This window comes from Pseudomonas sp. MT92 (assembly GCF_058792515.1).
The window spans coordinates 440,354-462,525 of record NZ_JBXAFA010000004.1 but is presented as its reverse complement, the minus strand read 5'-3'; the positions used below and the strand labels follow the sequence as shown (position 1 = coordinate 462,525).

Sequence of the window (22,172 nt, the reverse complement as noted above, 5' to 3'; positions counted from 1 at the left end):
TTCACGTCCATCGCGAGCAAGCTCGCTCCTGCAATCGGGCGGTATCAGGCGTGGAGGTTGCGCAAACTGCGTTCCATCCGCGCGATGCCTTTTTCCAGCAACGAGCGCGGGCAGCCGAAGTTAAGGCGCACGAACTGTTGGCAGTCATCGCCGAAGTCCAGGCCGGCGCTCAAACCGACTTTGGCCTGTTCGAGGAAAAACTGCTGGGGGTTCTCCAGGCCCAACGCCGAGCAGTCGAGCCAGGCCAGGTAGGTGCTTTGCGGCACGTTCATGCTGATGCCCGGCAGGCGGCTGCGTACGGCCTCGACCAGGTAATCACGGTTGGCTTGCAGGTAGGCCTTGAGTTCGTTCAGCCAGGGCGCGGCTTCGCTATAAGCGACGCGGGTGGCTTCCAGGCCCAGGGGGTTGACGCTGTCGACCATGCCGCAACGGGCGTGGTTGACGCGCTCGCGCAGGTGACGGTCCTGAATGATCATGAACGAGGTTTTCAGTCCGGCGATGTTGTAGGCCTTGCTGGCCGACATCAGGGTGATGGTGCGCTGGGCAATTTGCGGGCTCAGTGTCGCCATCGGAATGTGCTGGCGACCGTCAAAACACAGTTCGGCATGGATTTCGTCGGAGATGACCCAGGCGTCGTGCTCCAGGCAGATATCGGCAATGGCCTGCAGTTCGGCACGCGGGAAGGCCTTGCCCAGCGGGTTGTGCGGGTTGCTCAACAGCAGCGCGCCGCCACCTTGCAGCGACTGGCTCAAGGTCGCCAGCGGCGTGCTGTAGGTGCCGTCAGGCTGCGACTCGAAGCCCAGTTCGACCTTGTTCAGCCCCCAGTGGCCCGGGGCGTGGCGCAGCGGCGGATAGTTCGGCACCTGCACCACGACATTCTGTTGCGGTTGTACCAGCGCCTTCAGCGCCATGTTGAAGCCCGACTCGACGCCCGGCAGAAAGATCAGTTCCTGCGGCTCTACGCGCCAGGCGTACTTGTTCCACAGATCGGCAACGATGGCCTCGCGCAAGTCGTCCGGGGCCACGCTATAGCCGACCATCGGGTGTTCCAGGCGTTTTTGCAGGGCCTGGATGATGACCGGCGGCGCAGCGAAATCCATGTCGGCGACCCACATCGGCAACACGTCGGCCGGGTAGCGGCTCCATTTGGTGCTGCCGGTGTTGTGGCGGTCGAAGACCTGATCAAAATCGAAAGTCATGCGCAGTCTCGTGAAGGCTGGGTTGGATATGGCGCCATGATAAGCGCCAAGCCCCTGTAGGAGCGAGCCTGCTCGCGATGAAGTCTGAGTCGACACACCATCGCGAGCAAGCTCGTGTCTACAGGTGACCGCGTCCCCCGGGAATGCCCGACGGTCGGGTGACATCGCGGTTTCGACAGCCTTGACTAGAGTTTAAGTGTCGGCAGCCCGCCTGCCGCAAGGGTGTTTGTCCAGAAAAATCCGGGAAAACTACCGGATCTCCACCTGATCAGGAGTGCACGATGGACCTCAGCCGTCGTCAGTTCTTCAAGGTCGCCGGTATCGGCCTTGCAGGCTCTAGCCTGGGCGCGCTGGGCATGGCCCCGGCGCCTGCCTTTGCCGAACAGGTGCGCCACTTCAAGCTCGCCCACACCCATGAAACCCGCAACACCTGCCCGTACTGCTCGGTCGGCTGTGGGGTGATCATGTACAGCCAGGGCGATGCGGCGAAGAATGTCGCGCAAAGCATCATTCACATCGAAGGTGACGCCGACCACCCGGTCAACCGCGGCACCTTGTGCCCCAAAGGCGCGGGCCTGCTGGACTTCATTCACAGCCCCGGCCGCCTGCAGTACCCGCAGGTCCGCAAGCCCGGCAGCAGCGAATGGACGCGGGTGTCCTGGGATGACGCGCTCAATCGCATCGCCGACCTGATGAAGGCCGACCGCGACGCCAACTTCATCGAAAAAAACGCCCAGGGGCAAACGGTGAACCGCTGGCTGACTACCGGTTTCCTCGCGGCCTCGGCGGCGTCCAACGAAGCGGGCTACATCACCCACAAGGTCATTCGCAGTCTCGGCATGCTGGGGTTTGATAACCAGGCGCGTGTCTGACACGGTCCGACGGTGGCAAGTCTTGCCCCGACGTACGGCCGTGGTGCCATGACCAATACCTGGACCGATATCGCTAACGCGAATCTGGTTCTGGTGATGGGCGGCAACTCGGCAGAAGCGCACCCTTGCGGTTTCAAATGGGTGACCGAAGCCAAGGCGCACAACAAGGCGCGGCTGATCGTGGTCGACCCACGATTTACCCGGACCGCCTCGGTGGCCGACTATTACGCGCCGATCCGCACCGGCACGGACATCGCCTTCATGGGCGGGCTGATCAACTACCTGCTGACCGAGGACAAAATCCAGCACGAATACGTGCGCAATTACACTGACGTGTCGTTCATCGTCAAAGCCGGCTACGGCTTCGAAGACGGGATTTTCAGTGGCTACGATGTCGCCAAACGCGCCTATACCGACAAGTCCGGCTGGGGTTACGAGCTGGGCGAGGACGGTTTTGCCAAGGTCGACCCGACCCTGCAAGACCCGCGTTGCGTCTATCAGCTGATGAAGCAGCACTACAGCCGCTACAACATCGACCTGGCGAGCCAGGTGTGCGGCATGCCGGTCGATGCCATGCAGAAAATATGGGAAGAAATCGCCACGTGCTCGCAACCGGGCAAGACCATGACGATTCTCTATGCCCTGGGCTGGACCCAGCACTCCATCGGGTCGCAGATCATCCGCAGCGCCGCCATGGTGCAATTGCTGCTGGGCAACGTCGGCATGCCGGGCGGGGGCGTGAATGCCCTGCGCGGCCACTCCAACATCCAGGGGCTGACCGACCTGGGGCTGTTGTCCAACTCGTTGCCCGGTTACCTGACGCTGCCGGGCGACGCCGAGCAGGATTACAACGCCTACATCGTCAAACGGACGCAGAAACCGCTGCGTCCGGGGCAGTTGTCCTATTGGCAGAACTACGGCAAGTTCCACGTCAGCCTGATGAAAGCCTGGTACGGCGCCAACGCCACGGCCGAGAACAACTGGTGCTACGAGTACCTGCCGAAACTGGACATTCCCAACTACGACATCCTCAAGGTGTTCGACCTGATGGGGCAGGGCAAGGTCAACGGCTACATGTGCCAGGGCTTCAACCCGATCGCCGCGTTGCCCGACAAGAACCGGGTGATGGCGGCGCTGGCCAGACTCAAGTGGCTGGTGGTGATGGACCCGCTGGCTACCGAAACCTCGGAGTTCTGGCGCAACGTCGGACCGTTCAACGATGTGAAGAGCGCCGACATCCAGACCGAAGTGATACGCCTGCCCACCACCTGCTTCGCCGAAGAAGACGGCTCGCTGGTCAACAGCAGCCGCTGGCTGCAATGGCACTGGAAAGGCGCCGATGGCCCTGGTGAGGCGCAAACCGACATCCGCATCATGAGCGAGCTGTTCCTGCGCTTGCGCCAACGCTATCAGAGCGAAGGCGGCAAATACCCCGACCCGATCCTCAAACTGTCCTGGCCCTACAAGATCGCCGACGAGCCTTCGCCAGAAGAACTGGCCAAGGAAATCAACGGCTCCGCCACCGCCGACTTCACCGACGCCACTGGCGCGGCGGTCAAGGCCAATACCCAACTGGCGGCGTTCAGTCAGCTCAAGGACGATGGCAGTACGGCGTCCGGTTGCTGGATTTTCTGCGGCAGCTGGACCGAGGCGGGCAACCAGATGGCCCGCCGCGACAACAGCGATCCGTATGGCATGCATCAACATCAGGGCTGGGCCTGGGCCTGGCCGGCCAACCGGCGGATTCTCTACAACCGTGCCTCGGCCGACGTGCAAGGCAAACCCTGGGATCCGAAAAAGCGCCTGGTGTGGTGGAACGGCAAAGCCTGGGGCGGCACCGACGTGCCTGACTACAAGGCCGATGTGCCGCCGGAAGCCGGGATGAACCCGTTTATCATGAATCCCGAAGGCGTGGCGCGGTTCTTCGCCGTCGACAAGATGAACGAGGGGCCGTTCCCCGAACACTATGAACCGTTCGAAACGCCCATCGGCATCAACCCGATGCACCCGGACAACAAGAAAGCCACCAGCAACCCGGCGGCGCGGATCTTTGATTCGGTGTGGGATTCGCTCGGTGTGGCCAAGGATTACCCGTACGCCGCCACCAGCTACCGGCTGACCGAGCATTTTCACTTCTGGAGCAAGCACTGCAAGCTCAACGCGATTGCCCAGCCCGAGCAGTTCGTCGAGATCGGCGAAGTGTTGGCCAAGGAGAAAGGCATCGTCGCCGGCGACCGTGTGCGCGTCAGCTGCAAGCGCGGTCATATCGAAGCGGTGGCGGTGGTGACCAAGCGGATTCGGCCGTTGCAGGTCAACAATCAAGTGGTGCACCAGATCGGTATCCCGCTGCACTGGGGGTTCACCGGCCTGACGCGCCACGGTTACCTGACCAACACCCTGGTGCCGTTCCTCGGCGATGGCAACACCCAGACCCCGGAATCCAAGTCATTCCTGGTCAACGTGGAGAAAATCTAAATGGCCAGCCAAGACATCATTGCCCGCTCGGCCACCACCACCGTACCGTCCTCGGTGCGCAATCAGGAGGAAGTCGCCAAGCTGATCGACACCACCAAATGCATTGGCTGCAAGGCTTGCCAGGTCGCCTGTTCTGAATGGAACGAGCTGCGCGACGAGGTCGGCCACAACCACGGCACCTATGACAATCCGCAGGATCTCAGCGCACAAACCTGGACCCTGATGCGCTTCACCGAGCACGAAAACGATGCCGGCAACCTCGAATGGCTGATTCGCAAGGACGGCTGCATGCACTGCGCCGAGCCCGGTTGCCTGGCGGCATGCCCCAGCCCCGGTGCGATCATCAAGCACGCCAACGGCATCGTCGATTTCAACCAGGACCACTGCATCGGTTGCGGGTATTGCATCACCGGTTGCCCGTTCAACATTCCACGCATCTCGCAAAAGGATCACAAGGCCTACAAATGCACCTTGTGTTCGGACCGGGTGGCTGTAGGGCTGGAGCCGGCCTGCGTGAAAACCTGTCCGACCGGGGCCATCGTCTTCGGCACCAAGGAAGACATGAAGGAGCACGCCGCCGAGCGCATCGTCGACCTCAAGAGTCGCGGTTTTGACCAGGCCGGTCTGTACGACCCCGCAGGCGTCGGCGGCACCCATGTGATGTACGTGCTGCACCATGCCGACACGCCGAAGCTCTACGCCGGACTGCCCGCCGATCCGGCGATCAGTCCGTTGGTGGGCCTGTGGAAAGGCGTGAGCAAACCCCTGGCGCTGCTGGCGATGGGCGCGGCGGTGCTGGCCGGCTTCTTCCACTACGTGCGCGTCGGTCCGCAGATCGTGGAAGAAGATGAACGGCCGCCAGGCAACGACCCGGCGGTGCATGAGGTCGATCCGTCGGTGCACACCTATGATCCGAAGCGGGAGAACAGGCCATGATCCGCAAAGAGATCCTTCGCTACACCGCCAATCAGCGCACCAATCACTGGCTGGTGGCGATCCTGTTTTTCATGGCAGGGCTGTCCGGGCTGGCGTTGTTTCACCCGGCGCTGTTCTGGCTGAGCAACCTGTTTGGCGGCGGTCCCTGGACACGCATCCTGCACCCCTTCATGGGTGTGTTGATGTTCCTGTTGTTCCTCGGGTTGGTGGTGCGTTTCTGGCGCGCCAATTACTTCATTGCCAATGACCGCTTGTGGCTCAAGCGCATTGACCGGGTGATGAAAAACGAGGAGGAGGGCGTGCCCCCCATCGGCAAGTACAACCCCGGGCAGAAGCTGCTGTTCTGGACTTTACTGCTGTGCATGTTCGGGTTGCTGTTCACCGGTCTGGTGATCTGGCGTGCGTATTTCAGCGACTACTTCGGCATCACCCTGATCCGTTGGGCGATGTTGCTGCATGCACTGGCCGGTTTCGTGCTGATCCTGAGCATCATCGTGCACATCTACGCCGGGATCTGGATCAAGGGCTCGGTCAGCGCCATGTTGCATGGCTGGGTCAGCCGCGCCTGGGCGAAGAAACACCATGAACTGTGGTATCGCGAGGTGACGCGTGATGAGCGTCCCGACCCGCCCTTGAGCAAAAAAGGATAACGATTTGGCCACCATTCTGGAGCCAGGAGAGATCGAAGCGGCGGCCACGGCACCGCCGTTTCTGCACCTGCCACCGTCCAACCTGTTCACCTTGCGCGCGCTGCGCCTGGAGCGTCTGGCAGAAGGGCATCCATTGGCCGAGTACCTGCGCCTGATTGCCGGATTGTGTCACGCGCAGCAGCGTCTGATGGATGATCCGCCCGACGCGGCCGTGCCGGACCCGCAGCGTGTCCAGCGCTGCCTGGAGCACGGCTTGCCACCGTTCGCCGCCGACAGCCTGGTGCGCGAAGACGCCTGGTTGCCCTGGCTGCACGGTTTGTTGCAAGGCTATCAACCCGCAGCGCAATCAGCGGTGGAGCAGGCCGTGACGACATTACGCAACGCCAGCGCCGGGCAGCTCAAGATCTGGGCGCTGACGTTGGTCAGCGGTCAGTTCTCCTTGCTGCCGGCGGCCCTGGTGCCGTTTCTCGGCGCGGCATTGCAGGCCGCGTGGAGTCATTGGTTGCTGACGACGCCAGACCTCGCCCTGAAACCCGGCACCAGCCTCAACCAGTGCCCGGCCTGTGGATCACCGGCCATGGCCGGGGTGATTCGCCATCGCGGAAAATACAACGGCCTGCGCTATCTGGTGTGCTCGCTGTGCGCCTGCGAATGGCATGTGGTGCGGGTCAAGTGCGTGTATTGCGAGCAAAGCAAGGGCCTGCAATACGTCAGCTTCGACAGCGACCGGCATGCCGCCGACAAAGCGCCGTTGCGCGCCGAAACCTGCCCCGGCTGCCAGAGTTACCTCAAGCAGATCTATCTGGAGTGCGACGCCGAAGGCGAAGCGCTGTCCGCCGACTTGAGCAGCCTGATGCTCGACATGCGCCTGGAGCAGGAAGGCTTTCAGCGGCCGGCGCCCAATCTGCTGCTGGCCCCCGGAGGCGACTGACGCGAGCGTCTACACTCAGGCGGTCCACCTTTGCCGGAGCGCCTGATGTCCGCCAGATCCGCCAGCCCAGCCTTGCGCCTGCCCTCCATCGACAGCTTGCTACGCGACCCGGCGTGTCAGCCTTTGGCCGAACGCTATGGGCGCGATGCCTTGCTCGCCAGCCTGCGGCAGTTGCTCGACGACTTGCGCGAACCGGTGCTGGCCGGACAACTCGACGCCGTTGAACTCGCCCCACAAGTGCTGGCGGGCAGGGCGGGTGAGCGACTGGCCAGCCAGCATCGCAGCCATGTACGCCGGGTGTTCAACCTCACCGGCACGGTGCTGCACACCAATCTGGGGCGCGCCTTGCTGCCGGAAGAAGCCATAGACGCCGTACAAATGGCCGCGCGTTATCCGCTGAATCTGGAGTTTGACCTGCACAGTGGCAAGCGCGGCGACCGCGACGATCTGATCGAAGGCCTGATCCGCGAGCTGACCGGCGCGGAAGCGGTGACCGTGGTCAACAACAATGCCGCCGCCGTGTTGCTCACCCTCAACAGTCTCGGCGCGCGCAAGGAAGGCATCATTTCCCGGGGCGAGCTGATCGAAATCGGCGGCGCCTTTCGCATCCCGGACATCATGGCCCGCGCCGGGGTCAAACTGCATGAAGTCGGCACCACCAACCGTACCCATGCCCGTGACTATGAAGCCGCCATCGGCCCGCGCAGTGGACTGGTGATGCGCGTGCATGCGAGCAACTACAGCATCCAGGGCTTCACCTCCCGTGTGCCCACCGCAGAGCTGGCGCAACTGGCGCACCGGCATGGCTTGCCGCTGCTGGAGGACCTCGGCAGCGGCAGTTTGCTGGACCTCACGCGCTGGGGCCTGCCGGCCGAGCCGACGGTGCGCCAGGCGTTGCTCGACGGCGCAGACATCGTCACCTTCAGCGGCGACAAACTGCTCGGCGGCCCCCAGGCCGGTTTGATCGTCGGCCGCAAGGAACTGATCGCGCGGATCAAGAAAAACCCGCTGAAACGTGCGCTGCGCGTCGATAAACTGACCCTCGCCGCCCTCGAAGCCGTGCTCGGCCTGTACCGCAACCCGGATCGCCTGGCCGAGCGGCTGCCAAGCCTGCGGCTGCTGACCCGACCCCAGGCGGATATCTTCGCCCAGGCCCAACGCCTGTTGCCGCCCCTGGCGCAGGTGCTGGGCGCTGCCTGGGGCGTCAGTGCAGTGCCGGCGCTGGGCATGATCGGCAGCGGCAGCCAACCGGTGGCGCGCTTGCCGAGTGCGGCGCTGTGCCTGCGGCCGAACTGCTCCAAACGTCTGCGCGGTCGTTGGCTGCACGGTCTGGAAGAGCACCTGCGGAGCCTGCCGATTCCGGTGCTCGGGCGCATCGACGACGACGCCTTGTGGTTGGACTTGCGCCAACTGGACGACGAGCCGGCGTGGCTGGCGCAACTCGGCCAGTTGCAAGCAGGGGAAGCAGCACAGTGATCGTCAGCACCGCAGGGCACATTGATCACGGCAAGACCGCATTGCTCCAGGCTCTGACCGGGCAGGCCGGCGACCGACGCCGGGAAGAGCGTGAGCGCGGCATGACCATCGACCTCGGTTACCTCTATGCCGCGCTGGAACCGGGCGCTGGCCTCACCGGTTTTATCGACGTCCCCGGTCATGAGCGCTTCACCCACAACATGCTGGCCGGGGCACAGGGCATCGATCTGGTGCTGCTGTTAGTGGCTGCCGACGACGGGGTGATGCCGCAAACCCGCGAGCACCTGGCCATCGTCGAACTGCTGGGCATCCCCCGGGCGCTGGTGGCAATCAGCAAATGCGACCGGGTCGATGGGGCTCGGGTGCAAGACGTTTGCGAGCAGATCAACGCCTTGCTGGCGCCCGGCCCTTATGCCGATGCGCCGCAGATTGTGCTGTCGAGCGTGACCGGGCAGGGCATCGACACCCTGCGTCAGGCCTTGATCAAGGTGCAACGCGAGGTCGTTCAACGCAGCCACGAAGGTGGTTTTCGCCTGTGGATCGATCGGGCGTTCAGCGTGGCGGGCGCGGGTATCGTGGTCACCGGCACGGCGCTGTCCGGGCAGGTGGCGGTGGGCGATACGTTGATGCTTGGCCCCCTCGGCAAACCGGTGCGGGTGCGCGGCCTGCATGCGCAGAATCAAGTGGCCGAGGTCGCCCTGGCCGGCCAGCGTGTTGCCTTGAACATCAGTGCCGAACGCCTGGCGCTGGAGCAGATTCATCGAGGTCAGTGGCTGTGCGCCGAATGGCTGTATGCCCCGACCCGGCGAATCGATATCGACCTGCGTCTGTTGCCCGGCGAACCGCGCGCTTTCGAGCACTTTCAACCGGTGCACGTTCATCTCGGCACCCAGGATGTGACCGGGCGCGTGGCGTTGCTGGAGGGCACCAGCCTGGCGCCGGGCGCACGGATGTTCGCGCAACTGCTGCTGAATGCGCCGGTGCAGGCAGTCAAGGGCGATCCGCTGATCCTGCGTGACCAGAGCGCACAACGCACCCTAGGCGGTGGCCGGGTGCTCGACCCGTTCGCGCCCGATCGGCAACGACGCAGCCCCGAGCGACTGGCGCAGTTACACGCACTGGCCACGCACAATGAGTTGGAGTACTGCCTGCCGGCATTACTGGCCCACGGCGAAACGGGGCTGGACTCGGTGCGTCTTGAGCGTCAATTCAATCGCCCCCACGACACCTGGGTGTTACCTGCGGACGTGCGTCTGATCGACACCCGCCAAGGGTCTTTGCTGTTCAGCGCGGCGCGCTGGGAAGGGCTGAAAACACGCTTGCTGGAACAACTGGCGCGCTTTCACGAACTGGAGCCGGACCAGATGGGGCCGGACCGTGATCGCCTGCGTCGATTCAGCGCCACGGTGCTTGATCGTCCGACGTTCATCTGCCTGCTTGACGAACTGCTGGCCAGTGGCGCCATCGCCAGCAGCGGGCCGTGGCTGCATCTGCCTGGCCATCAAGTGCGCTTGAGCGACGCAGACGAGGCCCTGTGGCAAGCGTTGCAGCCCTTGTTCGAAACAGCCGGTTTCGATCCGCCGTGGGTGCGCGACTTGCCCCATGACGAAGCTACGGTGCGGCTGCTCCTGCGCAAAATGGCCCGGTTGGGGTTGCTGCACCAGGTGGTCCGCGACCTCTTCTACACCGATGCGATGATCCGCCGTTTGGCGGCTATGCTGTTGCAACTGGCCGACGACAACCCGGTGATCCAGGTGTCGGCGTTTCGCGATGCCGTGGGCCTGGGGCGCAAGCGCAGTATCCAGATTCTCGAATACTTCGACCGCCTGGGCCTGACCCGACGGGTTGGCGACCGGCGCCAGATTCGCCCCGACAACGTGTTGGCCCGGCGCCCATAGCAGGTTTCAAGGAAGGTAATCGCGCCCGGTGGCGCGGCCGGGCTTCAAACCCGGAGGGGGACGGCATCCGTTCCCGGGCAGGTTCGACTCCGGCTACCTTCCGCCATTTTCCACTCAGAAGGGCCCGAAATTCAGCGGGTACTGAATGACCACGTAAAGCCTGTCGATGTCGTCACCGCCCTGGGCAGCGTTGGCGCGGTGCGACACATGGGACACCTGCAGGCTCAACCCCTTGGCGGAACCGGACTGCACGATATAGCGCAGGTCGATGTCGCGTTCCCAGTGGCGTCCGCCATCCCCTTGTTGCGGCACGTACTCACCCAGCGACGGGTCGAAGGGGTTGTAGGCGCCGCCCTGGGGCGCATGGGTGCCATCGATGCCGGTGCCTTTGACGTAGCGGGTCATGAAGTTCAGGCCGGGCACGCCAAAGGTGCTCAAGTCGAGGTCGTAACGTGCCTGCCACGAGCGTTCACCCGCGCCGTTGAAGTCGGCGTACTTGATCGAGTTGGCGAGGTAGATCGAATCGCCGCCGACAAAATCGAAGGGTGTGTTGCCCTGGACTTTTTGATACGCCAGGGTGAAACCGTGGGCTCCGAGCGTGTATTTGCCTGACAGGCTGTAGGCGGTGTTGTCGATGGCGCCGGCCAGCGCCTGACCGGTTTGCCGGGTGTGGTAGATGTTCGCGTCGAGGAATATCCCCGGCTGTTTCAGGTGCAGGTTGCCGTAGTACTGGTACCAGGTGTCCGTCAGCTCTGACGCGTACAGTGCGCCGCCGACAGGGCTCTGTGTGAACAGGTCGGCGCCGGCGAACGAGATCCCGCCCGCGTCGGTATTGGCCCCGTAACCGGAAAAATTGCCCTTGCTTGAGGAACTGTCCTGGTTCTTGAAGGCGGTGAAGTGGCCGGCAGTAAGGTTCATTCCGTCGATTTCGCGGCTGTTGAGCAGAAAACCCGTGGCGTATTCCGGTTGCAGGCGCTTGTCTGAGGTGTCGAACACCGGGGTTTCCACCGTCATTTCACCGAAGGATAGCGTGGTTTTCGACCGTTTGAGTTTGATTGCACCACCACCGCTGGAGTAGTCACTGGCGCTACGCCCGTCGCTGTCGACCGGCAACAGGCCGGTTCCGGAACGGCCCTTTCCGCTGTCCAGTTTCACGCCCAGGAAGGCATGGGCGTCGAGGCCAAAACCCACGGTCCCCGGTGTGAATCCGGATTCAAAAGAGCTGATAAAGCCCTGAGCCCATTCGGCTTTATAGCTTTTGCCCGTCGGTGAGGGGGAACGGTAATCGCTGTTGAGGTAGAAGTTGCGACTGAGCACTTCCAGCGACGCACCGTCGAGAAAGCCTGATGTCGGTTCGTCTGCCAGGGCGGTCCCGGTGATGCCGGTGGCCAGTAGCGAAAACCAGAAGCACGGTCCGATTCGATGATCTTGCAATGCAGTTTCCTTGCGGGCTGACGGGAAACGAGGCGTGCATGATTGCGTAGATTCAGCCGGGAATATTGAATCGGTGTGCTGTGTCAGAAATGTTTTTCGAGGGGGGCTGCGTTTGTCGTTCCCACGCAAGCGTGGGAACGACATTTCGGGGTTTACCAGATCGGTAAGGTGTAGCTGAGGATCAAGCGGTTTTCATCGAGGTCGCTGCCAAAGTGGCTCGAGCGCACGGTCGCGTTGCGCCATTTCACCCCGACATTCTTCAACGGGCCACTCTGGACCACGTAGCCAATGTCGGTATCGCGCTCCCATTCCTTGCCTTCGGGCCGATTGCTGCCCAGGTCAATGTTGGAACCGTTGATGTAGCGGGTCATGAAGGTCAGGCCGGGCACGCCGACGGCTGCGAAGTTGTAGTCGTAGCGCGCCTGCCAGGACTGCTCGTCCTTGCTGGCGAAGTCGCCGATCTGGACGAAGTTCACCAGGAATGCATCGGCTCCGTTGATATAGGCAAACCCGGTGTCACCGCTCATGCCTTGATAGCCCAGGCCGAAGGCATGCCCGCCCAGGCTATAGGTGAACATGGCGCCGAACGCATTGTTGTCGATATTGCTGCCGCCATCATCGGTCGAGCGGGCAAAGCGCAGGTCTGTCTTCAATGACTGGCCAGCGGTCACTGGCAACAGGTAAGTCAGGTTGACCATGTGCTGGTCATAGAAGTTATCGAGGTGGCCGTAGGCATACCCGGTGGTCAGATTGCTGGTCCACTTGTAGCTCAGACTGGCGAAGTCGAAGCTGTCGCTCGTCAAATGGCGACTGGTGATGCCCTTGGCGCCGGTTCGGGTAATGCCCATGTCTTCATAGTTCGAAGAGTCGCGCTGATTGACCTGTGTCAGCCGTCCACCATCGATGGTCAGGCCTTCGATTTCCATCGAAGTCAACTGACCGCCTTCGAACGTTTGTGGCAACAACCGTGAGTCGTTGGCCAATACCGTCGGCACCTTGGGCAGCAACGTGCCGAGTTTCAGCGTGCTTTTGGATGCACGCAGCTTTGCCGTCACACCCATTTCGCCGTATTCGTCCTGAGCGCCTTTGCTTGTGTCGCTATGGCGTTTGAGCAGGCCGGAGCCGGCGCGATCAGGGCTGGAATCGAGCTTGACGCCCAGCAGGCCGATGGCATCGAAACCGACACCGATCAACCCTTCGGTAAAACCGGACTCATAGCGCAGCAGGAAACCTTGCGCCCATTCCTCTTGTTTGGATTGCGCAGCGTTGTCCTGGCGGTAATCCCGGTTGAAGTAGAAGTTACGCAGCTCGAGGCTGGCCTTGCTGTCCTTGACGAAGTCAGCAGAGGCGGGAGCCGAGAGACTGATGATACCGCCGGCAAGCAGCAGTCGGGTCGAGAGGGTGCAGGTATTGCGGTCCATGATGAAGCCCCTTTGTTTTTTTATTGTTGAAATGACGGGCACAGCGGCCCTCGCCATGGCGGCAAGGGCTTATGAATAAAAAACGCGGCGCCAAAATGAGAGGAGCTGACGCCGCGTTGGTGAAAACGTCAGAACTGTTCGGCGCTCAAGCCGAACAACGGACCACTGCCAGCGCGAATGGATTGCTCCAGGCTCAAGATGCGTGGCAGCAGGCGGTGGATGTAGAAGTCGGCGGTGGCGATTTTCGCGCCATAAAAACCTTCGTCTTCACTGCGTTTTTGCTGGGCGACCTGAGCCATCCGTGCCCAGAGCCAGGCGTAGGCGACATATCCGAAGAGGTGCAGGTATTCCACCGAAGCGGCTCCGACTTCGTTGCGATTGGTCGCCGCGCGATCCTGCAGCCAGTCGCTCAGTTCCTCCAGGCATCGCACCGCGTCGAGCAGTTGAGCGGCATAGGGGGCGTTCGGCTGGGTGGCAAAGCGGCGAATCTCCCCGGTGAATTGGCGCAGCGCCAGCCCCTTGTCGGCCAGCACTTTGCGGCCGAGCAGGTCCAGCGCCTGGATGCCGTTGGTGCCTTCATAAATCTGCGCGATGCGCACGTCACGCACCAACTGCTCCTGGCCCCATTCGCGGATGTAGCCATGGCCACCGAACACTTGCTGGCCGTTGACACAGCTTTCCAGCCCGGTGTCGGTAAAAAACGCCTTGGCCACCGGTGTCAGTAACGCGACCAGGTCCTGTGCGCTTTCGCGTTCCCAGGCATCGTCGGAAAACTTCGCCAGGTCCAGTTGCTGCCCGACATAACTGGCGAACGCGCGGCCGCCTTCAGTCATGGCTTTCATGCTCAGCAACATGCGACGCACGTCAGGGTGAACGATGATCGGGTCGGCTGCCTTGCCCGGGGCCATGGCACCGGTCGGCGAGCGGCTCTGAATGCGTTCGCGGGCATATGCCACGGCGCTCTGGTAGGACGCCTCGGCACAACCGATGCCCTGAATGCCGATGGACAGGCGTTCGTAGTTCATCATGGTGAACATCGCCGCCAGGCCCTTGTTCGCTTCACCGATCAACCAGCCGCTGGCACCGTCGAAGTTCATCACGCAGGTGGCCGACGCCTTGATGCCCATCTTGTGTTCGATCGAACCACAGCTCACGGCATTGCCGGCGCCCAGGGAGCCGTCGGCATTGACCAGCACTTTCGGCACCAGAAACAGCGAGATGCCTTTCGGGCCAGCCGGCGCATCCGGCAGCTTGGCCAGCACCAGGTGCACGATGTTTTCAGTCAGGTCCTGATCGCCACCGGTGATGAAAATCTTGCTGCCGGTGATGGCGTAGCTGCCATCGGCCTGAGGCTCGGCGCGGGTGCGGATGAGCCCCAGGTCGGTGCCGGCGTGGGCTTCGGTCAGGCACATGGAACCGGCCCAGCGACCTTCATACATCGGCGGCAGATAGAGGTTTTTCAGGGTCTCGCTGGCATGGGCATCCAGCGCCAGGCACGCACCGGAACTCAAGGCCGAATACAGTGCAAAGCTCGAGTTGGCGCCGTAGAGCATCTCTTCGAACTGCACCGCGAGCATCTTCGGCATGCCCATACCGCCGAACTCGGCATTACCGGACAAACCCACCCAACCGCCTTCGATGTAGGTGGTGTAAGCCTGCTTGAAGCCGATGGGCGTGGTGACTTGGCCTTCATGCCATTGCGCGCCTTCTTCATCACCGCTGCGATTGAGTGGTGCAATCAAGTGCGAGGTGACTTTCGCCGCTTCTTCAAGAATGGCGTCGGCCGTATCGGCGTCGACGCTGTCGGCCAGGGCCGGCAGGCGCGCCCACAGGGCCGGGGCGTCGAATACTTCATGCAGCACAAAGCGCATGTCGCGCAGCGGGGCATTGAATTGGGGCATAACGTGAACCTCGTTGGGACGGTTGTGCAACGGGCACGGCGCCGCATGGGCGGGCCGTGCCTTTTCGATCAGTGACTGGAAGCGGCGGCGGCACCGAGACCGGTCTGGGCGCGGACAAACTGGTCGGCGAAGGCATCACGCTCCTTGTCGGCGCGCACGCTGCGGTCGAGCCTGGACACCACGACGATCACCAGGAACGCCAGCGGCATGGAAAACAGCGCCGGGTGGTCATACGGGAAGATCGCGTGAGCATGACCGAGCACAGTGACCCAGACCGCTGGCGAGAGGATCACCAGCACCAGCGCGCAAACCAGGCCGGCAAAACCGCCGATGATCGCGCCTTTGGTGGTCAGGCCTCTCCAGTACATGGCCATGATCAGCACCGGGAAGTTGGTCGACGCGGCGATGCCGAAGGTCAGGCCCACGAGGAACGCGACATTCATCTTCTCGAACAGAATGCCCAGCAGAATCGCGATGATGCCCAGGCCTACCGTGGCCATGCGTGTGACGCGCATTTCCTGTTTCTCGCTGGCCTTGCCCTTCTTGAACACGGTGGCGTAGAGGTCATGGGAGATCGCCGAAGCACCGGCCAGTGCCAGCCCGGACACCACCGCCAGGATGGTGGCGAATGCGACCGCCGCAAGGAAGCCGAAGAACAGGTTGCCGCCGACCGCTTTGGCCAGGTGCATGGCCACCATGTTGCCGCCGCCAATCAGGGCGCCGCCGACTTCACCGTTGACGTAGTACTGCGGATCGGTGCCGATGATCACCATCGCGGCAAAGCCCAGGGTGCACACCACCAGGAAGAAGAAACCGATGAAGCCGGTGGCGTAGAACACCGATTTACGCGCCTCTTTGGCGTTAGGCACGGTGAAGAAACGCATGAGAATGTGCGGCAGGCCGGCGATGCCGAACACCAGGCCCAGGGACATCGACGCGGTGTTGATCGGATCGGCGAGCATCGAGCCCGGGCCCATGATGTTCCAGCCGCTGGCGTGGGCCTGCACGGCTTTGTCGGCCAGGGTCTCGTAGCTGAAACCGAACTGCGACATCGCCATCACCGCGAGGGTGGTGCCACCGGCCAGCAACAGCACGGCTTTGATGATCTGCACCCAGGTGGTGGCGATCATGCCGCCGAAGATCACATACACCAGCATCAGCGCACCGACGATCACCACCGCCACCGGGTAGTCGAGCCCGAACAGCAGCTTGATCAGCTGACCCGCACCGACCATCTGCACGATCAGGTAGCAGCACACCACCGTCAATGAACCGAAGGCCGCGAAGATCCGCACCTTGTTCTGGTCCAGCCGATAGGAAACGATGTCGGCGAAGGTATAGCGCCCCAGATTGCGCAGACGCTCGGCCATCAGGAAGGTGATGATCGGCCAGCCGACGAAGAAGCCAATGGTATAAATGAAACCATCGTAGCCCTTGGCGAACACCAGGCTGGACAGCCCCAGCAGGGTGGCCGCCGACATGTAGTCACCGGCAATCGCCAGGCCATTCTGAAAGCCGCTGATACCGCCGCCGGCCGTGTAGAAGTCCGAGGTGGATTGGGTTTGACGCGCCGCCCACCAGGTAATGGCCAGCGTGCCCAGGACGAAGACGAAGAACATGCCGATCGCATTCAGGTTGAGCGGCTGTTTTTCCACCGCCCCGAGGGCCGGTGCGGCGAGTACGACCGAGGCCGGCAACAGGCCGAGAGTGCCGAGGATGAGCTTGTTGAACAGGGTCATCATTTGCTCTCCTCGAGAATGGCGGCGCCCAGGACATCGAAGCGCGTATTGGCGCTGTAGACATACCAGCCGGTCAGCAGCCAGGAAAACACGATGATTGCCGCGCCTACCGGCATGCCGAGCGTCAACATCCGGTGCTCGCCGAGCGGCGCGTGCAGCCACTGCGGGGCAAACGCCACAATCAGCATGAACAGGTAGTAAGTGCCCAGCACGGCGGCACTCAACGACCAGGCCAGGCGCGAACGACTGCTCACCAGTTCAAGGAATTTGGGATTGTTGCGAATGCGTTCGCAACGTTGGGTATCGGTTGAATGGATGTCGATCATCAGTAGCTCCACTTTTGTTTTTGTTATCGGTCCGTGGTGGGCCCGGCATCGCCGAATTCGGCGTGCACGAACCCGAGGCGGCAGGTTGATCACCTGCCGCCCGAGGGGTACATCGTTGTTTCGGGTTAGAGCGCTGCGGCCCGGTCGCGCAACACGTACTTCTGGATCTTGCCGGTGGATGTCTTCGGCAACAGGGTAAAGATCACGGTGCGCGGCACTTTGAAGCCGGCCAGGTGTTCGCGACAGAAAGTGATGATGTCTGCCTCGCAAACGTCCTGGTGATCGGTCTTGAGTGTGATGAAGGCGCAGGGCGTTTCGCCCCATTTTTCATCGGGACGGGCAACCACCGCAGCTTCCAGCACACCCGGATGGCGGTAGAGCACACCTTCGAGTTCGATGGTGGAAATGTTCTCGCCGCCGGAAATGATGATGTCCTTGAGGCGATCCTTGATCTCGACGTAACCGTCGGGATGACACACCGCCAGGTCGCCGGTGTGGAACCAGCCCCCTTCGAACGCTTCGGCAGTGGCGGACGGGTTCTTCAGGTAGCCCTTCATCACGGTATTGCCGCGCATGAAGATCTCACCGATGGTCAGGCCATCGCGCGGGGTCGGCTCCAGGGTCGCCGAATCAGCGACCATCACGCCTTCCAGTGTCGGGTAGCGCACGCCTTGTCGAGACTTGATTTGCGCCCGCTCATCCAGGGGCAACTCGTCCCATTCGGCATGCCAGGCGCAAATCGTCACCGGGCCGTAGGTTTCGGTCAGGCCATACACGTGAGTGACCTTGATGCCCATCGCTTCGACGGCGCCGATCACTTTGGCGGGCGGCGCGGCGCCGGCAACCATGGCGTTGACCGGATGATCGATGGCCGCTTTCGCCGATTCCGGCATGTTCACCAGGGCATTGAGCACGATCGGTGCACCGCACAGGTGAGTGATCTGGTGTTCGCGAATCAGCGTCAGGATTTTCTGCGGGTCGACCCGGCGCAGGAACACATGCACACCGGCCATTGCGGTGATGGTCCAGGGGTAGCACCAACCGTTGCAATGGAACATCGGCAACGTCCAGAGGTACACGGGGTGGTTGCCCATGGCCCAGGTCATCTGGTTGCCCAGTGAGTTCAGGTAGGCACCGCGATGGTGGTAAACCACGCCCTTGGGATTACCGGTGGTGCCGGAGGTGTAGTTCAGGGAGATGGCTTGCCACTCGTCGGTTGGCCATTTCCAGGCGAAATCCGGATCGCCTTCGGCCAACAGCGCTTCGTAGTCCAGATCGCTGACGGCCTGGCCTTCGCCGTATTCCGGGTCGTTGACGTCGATCACCAGCGGCGGGTGATCGAGCATGCCGATCGCTGCGCGGATCACGTTGTGGAACTCACGGTCGGTAATCAACACCTTGGCTTCGCCATGCTGGAGCATGAAGGCGATGGCCTCGGCATCCAGACGAACGTTGAGCGGGTTGAGCACGGCACCGATCATCGGCACGCCGAAATGCACCTCAAGCATCTCGGGAATGTTGGGCAGCATCACCGCCACCGTGTCGTCCTTGCCGATGCCGCGACCGGCCAGAGCAGAGGCCAGTCGCCGGCAGCGGGCGTAGGTCTGCGCCCAGGTACGGCGGATCGAGCCGTGGATGACGGCGGGGTAGTGGGGATAAACGTTGGCAGTGCGCTCGATGAAACTGAGCGGAGACAGGGCAATGTGATTGACAGCCGAAGGGTCTAACCCTTGCTCATAGATCGACATTTTCGGGTACTCGGTGGCTTATTGTTAGCTCTATGGGTGAACTCGCGAGGCAGTCGCTGAGGGCACCTTGATGTCCGGAGTACGTTATATAACATCCAGCTATACGTATGGAAGTACAACCTAGGGCGTATAGTAGTTCTACTATATTTAATTCTTTCCGATCCAAATCAATGCCGCCGCACCTCCAAAGCCGGTATATGCTTGGTTTTCCTGACAAAGTGGACCCGCGATGACCCTGACCCCCGTTCGATTGCACAGCTGGTTGCGCCTGCAGCGCGAAGGCGTGGCGTTATCCGCCCGCGCCGATGCGTTGTGTCGTGCCCTTCAGGATTGCCCCGAAGTGCAGCGTGCGGTTTATCTCAGTTGGCAGCCCGGTGCGCGGATCTACGGTCACGAGGGCTCGGCCCAGCACTTTCCGCCGGGCCAGGGCGACCCGGCGCTGGCCAGCGATCAGTTGCTGTTTGAGCATCTGGTCGAAGCCGGGCGTCTGGATCTGGCTCAAGTCCGTCAACTCGACTGCTGGTTGTCGGGCCGATTGCGTCGAGCGGCCATCAGCCATGGCCAGGTGTTCGATCTGGCCCTGCAGCCGGGGCAGGCCGGGTTGTTGCTGGTGGAAGTGCGCGAGGGTGTGAGTCTCGACTGGCTGGGCTGGGTGCAGGACTTGTTGACGACATTGCTGACCAGTGTCAATGGCATGCTGCGCGGTTCGCCGTTGCTGGGCCATGATCCGCAACCGAGCCTGTTGCTCGATGCACAGGGCCGACCGCTGGAGTTCAACGCGGCGCTATTGGCCTTGCTTGCCGAAAAGCCGTTGACCGATGTGTTGGGCTTTTTACCGGTCAATCATCGTGTGTTGGTGCGCGCATGCCTGGATCAGCAACGTGCCATCGAAGGCGTCGAGGCACAGTTCGAAGAGCAAATACTGATCTGGACCTTCATCCCCGATCCCCAGGACAACCGCGTGCTCGCCCGTTGCCGGTACGCCACGACCCAGGTGCTGGCAGAACGGGAAGCGGCCACCGCTCGCCGGCTGTACCGGCTGATCATCGAAAACACCACTGACCTGATTTCCCGGCACACGCCGGACGGGCGCTTTCTCGATGCCTCGCCCGCGTCCTGGACCTTGCTCGGCTACTGGCCCGAGGAATTGCGCGGGCAAATGGCCCAAGGCCTGTTCCATGGGCAGGACCTGGCCAGCCTGGTTCAGCGCGCGCGCGATGCGCTGGAGCAGGATGGATATCACACGATGACCTACCGCATCCGCCATCGCGACGGGCATTACCTGTGGTTCGAAACCGCCTGCCGCGCGATACGCGAAACCTACACCGGAGCGGTGGTCGAAGTGGTCAGCGTCTCCAGGGACATCACGGCGCGGGTGCAGGCCGAGGAAAACAAGCGACGACTGGCCGAGGTGGTGGAGGCCAACACCGATCCGGTGCTGTTCATCGACCCCAAGGGCCAAGTCACTTACCTCAACCCGGCGGCGCGGCGCATTCTCGGCATCGATGAGCAGCAAGCGATGCCAGCCCTGGCCGAGTTGTTCGCCAGTAGCGACCTGGGGCGCCTGCAACGTGACGGCTGGAGCAGCGCCGAACGCGATGGCGTCTGGAGCACCGATGCGCGCTTGCAGCCGCCTGGCGGCGGCACGTCGGTGCCCGTGTCGCTGGTGTTGCTGGCGCACCGTTCTGCCGGCGGCGAGCGCTATTACTCGCTGGTGGCACGGGACATGACCGAAAGGGAGCTGCGCGAAGTGCAACAACGTCGCCATCAGGATGAGCTGGCGCACACCGCGCGGTTGGTGACGCTGGGCGAACTGGCCTCGGGGATTGCCCATGAAATCAACCAGCCACTGGCTGCCGTGGTGAATTACGCCAATGCGAGCCAACGCTATTTGCAGACCCTGGGCAGCAATCCCCAGGCGGCCGCCAGGGTGGCGCAGGGCCTGGAGCGCATTACCCATCACGCCACCCATGCGTCTGAAGTGATCCGGCGTCTGCGCGCGTTTCTGCGCAAGGGGCAGCGTCGCATGCAGGCGCTGAACCTGACCGAAGTCGCCCGTGAATCGGTGCGTTTGTGTGCCTGGGAGGCGAGCAATTGCCAAGTGACAATCGAGGATCGACTGCCGGATAATCTGCCGCCCGTTTATGCCGACCGCGTGTTGCTTGAGCAGGTGTTGCTCAATCTGCTGCGCAATGCCATCGACGCTAATCGCGAGCAACATCCTGGCCAGCCTTCGCTGATCGTGATGGCGGTGGAGCAGGGCAGTGGTGGCACCCTGGAAATCAGTGTGCGAGACCAGGGGCCGGGGGTCGGCGAGCCCGAACTGGAGCAGATTTTTACCCCGTTCTACACCAGCAAGGCCGATGGCCTGGGGCTCGGCTTGTCCATGAGCCGCAGCATCATCGAGGGTTTCGGTGGCGAACTGCAGGCCCGGCGCCAGCCTGTCGGGTTGCTGATGTGTTGCCGCCTGCCGCTTGCCGGTCCAACAAAACAACAACAGGAATGACGTAATGGCAGGTGCGACGGAGCACGTGGTGTATGTGGTCGACGATGACCAGGGCATGCTCGAATCAACAGTGTGGTTATTGGAGTCGGTCGGTCTCAAGGCCTTGCCGTTTACCAGTGGTGTCGAGTTCCTCGATGCCTGCGACGCCAGTCTCGATGCCTGCGTGATTCTCGACGTGCGCATGCCCGGCATGGGGGGGTTGAACGTACAGGAAGAAATGCGCGTGCGTGAGCTGAACCTGCCGATCATTTTCGTCAGCGGCCACGCCGATGTGCCAATCGTGGTCCGTGCCTTCAAGGCCGGCGCCCATGACTTCATCGAAAAACCCTACAACGAGCAGTTGCTGCTCGACAGCGTGCAGCAGGCACTGAGCAGTTGCGCCACGCAGCGGTCCGGCAATCAGGCCTTGCAGGCACGCTTGCTGACCCTGACTCCACGGGAACGCGACGTCATGTTGCCTCTGGTGCAGGGTTACACCACCCGCGAAATCGCCGAGCAACTGGGGGTGAGTGCAAAGACCGTCGATCTGTATCGCTCGCGCGTCATGAAACGTATGCAGGCCAGCACGTTACCGGACCTGGTGGGCATGGCCATTGCGGCGAACATGGTCGATCCACTGAAGCTGCGTTGAACCTTCGCGCCGTGCAATGTGCGTCTATG

At 62.3% G+C, this 22,172-nt stretch carries 15 protein-coding genes and 1 tRNA gene; 9 read left to right on the top strand and 7 right to left on the bottom strand.

Annotated features, from left to right (window positions below):
- Window positions 1–44: 44 nt before the first annotated feature.
- Window positions 45–1,199 (bottom strand): MalY/PatB family protein, encoded by a 1,155-nt coding sequence (locus tag AC1Q6D_RS10365; protein WP_103405522.1) that lies wholly within the window; start codon window positions 1,197–1,199, stop codon window positions 45–47.
- A 281-nt stretch (window positions 1,200–1,480) separates the two neighbouring features.
- Between AC1Q6D_RS10365 and fdnG the strand changes: the two genes are divergently transcribed.
- From fdnG to AC1Q6D_RS10330, 7 genes are all read left to right on the top strand, one after another.
- A complete protein-coding gene (gene fdnG / locus AC1Q6D_RS10360) occupies window positions 1,481–4,546 on the top strand; it encodes a formate dehydrogenase-N subunit alpha (protein WP_146041511.1) in 3,066 nt (1,021 codons plus the stop codon).
- Window positions 4,547–5,482, top strand: coding sequence for a formate dehydrogenase subunit beta (gene fdxH / locus AC1Q6D_RS10355; protein WP_103405519.1), 936 nt, complete (start codon window positions 4,547–4,549; stop codon window positions 5,480–5,482). It abuts the gene before it with no gap.
- Window positions 5,479–6,132 carry a formate dehydrogenase subunit gamma gene (locus tag AC1Q6D_RS10350; RefSeq protein ID WP_103405518.1) on the top strand — a complete coding sequence of 218 codons (654 nt, stop codon included), beginning with the start codon at window positions 5,479–5,481 and terminating at the stop codon, window positions 6,130–6,132. The genes fdxH and AC1Q6D_RS10350 overlap by 4 nt, the downstream gene beginning before the upstream one ends.
- A 4-nt stretch (window positions 6,133–6,136) precedes the next feature.
- Window positions 6,137–7,063, top strand: coding sequence for a formate dehydrogenase accessory protein FdhE (fdhE, locus tag AC1Q6D_RS10345; RefSeq protein ID WP_103405517.1), 927 nt, complete (start codon window positions 6,137–6,139; stop codon window positions 7,061–7,063).
- 45 nt (window positions 7,064–7,108) lie between these two features.
- The gene (gene selA, locus AC1Q6D_RS10340; RefSeq protein ID WP_103405516.1) at window positions 7,109–8,539 is read left to right on the top strand and encodes an L-seryl-tRNA(Sec) selenium transferase; all 1,431 of its coding nucleotides are present in this window, start codon (window positions 7,109–7,111) and stop codon (window positions 8,537–8,539) included.
- Window positions 8,536–10,437 carry a selenocysteine-specific translation elongation factor gene (gene selB / locus AC1Q6D_RS10335; protein WP_103405515.1) on the top strand — a complete coding sequence of 634 codons (1,902 nt, stop codon included), beginning with the start codon at window positions 8,536–8,538 and terminating at the stop codon, window positions 10,435–10,437. The genes selA and selB overlap by 4 nt, the downstream gene beginning before the upstream one ends.
- Before the next feature lie 10 nt (window positions 10,438–10,447).
- Window positions 10,448–10,543, top strand: a tRNA-Sec gene (locus tag AC1Q6D_RS10330).
- A gap of 8 nt (window positions 10,544–10,551) precedes the next feature.
- On the opposite strand, the gene AC1Q6D_RS10325 is transcribed toward AC1Q6D_RS10330, so the two are convergent.
- The 6 genes from AC1Q6D_RS10325 to AC1Q6D_RS10300 all read right to left on the bottom strand — a co-directional run bounded on the left by AC1Q6D_RS10325 (window position 10,552) and on the right by AC1Q6D_RS10300 (window position 19,006).
- Window positions 10,552–11,829: an OprD family porin gene (locus AC1Q6D_RS10325; protein ID WP_256590344.1), complete on the bottom strand. Its 1,278-nt coding sequence runs from the start codon at window positions 11,827–11,829 to the stop codon at window positions 10,552–10,554.
- A 194-nt stretch (window positions 11,830–12,023) separates the two neighbouring features.
- Entirely contained in the window at window positions 12,024–13,292 is a 1,269-nt protein-coding gene (locus tag AC1Q6D_RS10320; RefSeq protein ID WP_047528866.1) for an OprD family porin, read from the bottom strand.
- Window positions 13,293–13,420: 128 nt separating this feature from the next.
- Window positions 13,421–15,193, bottom strand: coding sequence for an acyl-CoA dehydrogenase C-terminal domain-containing protein (locus AC1Q6D_RS10315; protein WP_103405514.1), 1,773 nt, complete (start codon window positions 15,191–15,193; stop codon window positions 13,421–13,423).
- 68 nt (window positions 15,194–15,261) lie between these two features.
- Complete coding sequence (locus AC1Q6D_RS10310; protein ID WP_103405513.1) at window positions 15,262–16,932, bottom strand: cation acetate symporter; 1,671 nt, start codon at window positions 16,930–16,932, stop codon at window positions 15,262–15,264.
- Window positions 16,932–17,258, bottom strand: a complete 327-nt coding sequence (locus tag AC1Q6D_RS10305) for a DUF485 domain-containing protein (RefSeq protein ID WP_052193517.1) — start codon at window positions 17,256–17,258, stop codon at window positions 16,932–16,934. Before AC1Q6D_RS10305 ends, AC1Q6D_RS10310 begins: the two co-directional genes overlap by 1 nt.
- 125 nt (window positions 17,259–17,383) lie before the next feature.
- On the bottom strand, window positions 17,384–19,006 hold the full coding sequence (locus AC1Q6D_RS10300) for an acyl-CoA synthetase (protein WP_047528872.1): 1,623 nt from the start codon (window positions 19,004–19,006) through the stop codon (window positions 17,384–17,386).
- Between the two features lie 229 nt (window positions 19,007–19,235).
- On the opposite strand from AC1Q6D_RS10300, the gene AC1Q6D_RS10295 reads away from it, so the two are divergent.
- Window positions 19,236–21,512, top strand: a complete 2,277-nt coding sequence (locus tag AC1Q6D_RS10295) for a PAS domain-containing sensor histidine kinase (RefSeq protein ID WP_103405512.1) — start codon at window positions 19,236–19,238, stop codon at window positions 21,510–21,512.
- 4 nt (window positions 21,513–21,516) lie between these two features.
- Entirely contained in the window at window positions 21,517–22,143 is a 627-nt protein-coding gene (locus AC1Q6D_RS10290) for a response regulator transcription factor (protein WP_103405511.1), read from the top strand.
- Window positions 22,144–22,172 lie beyond the last annotated feature (29 nt).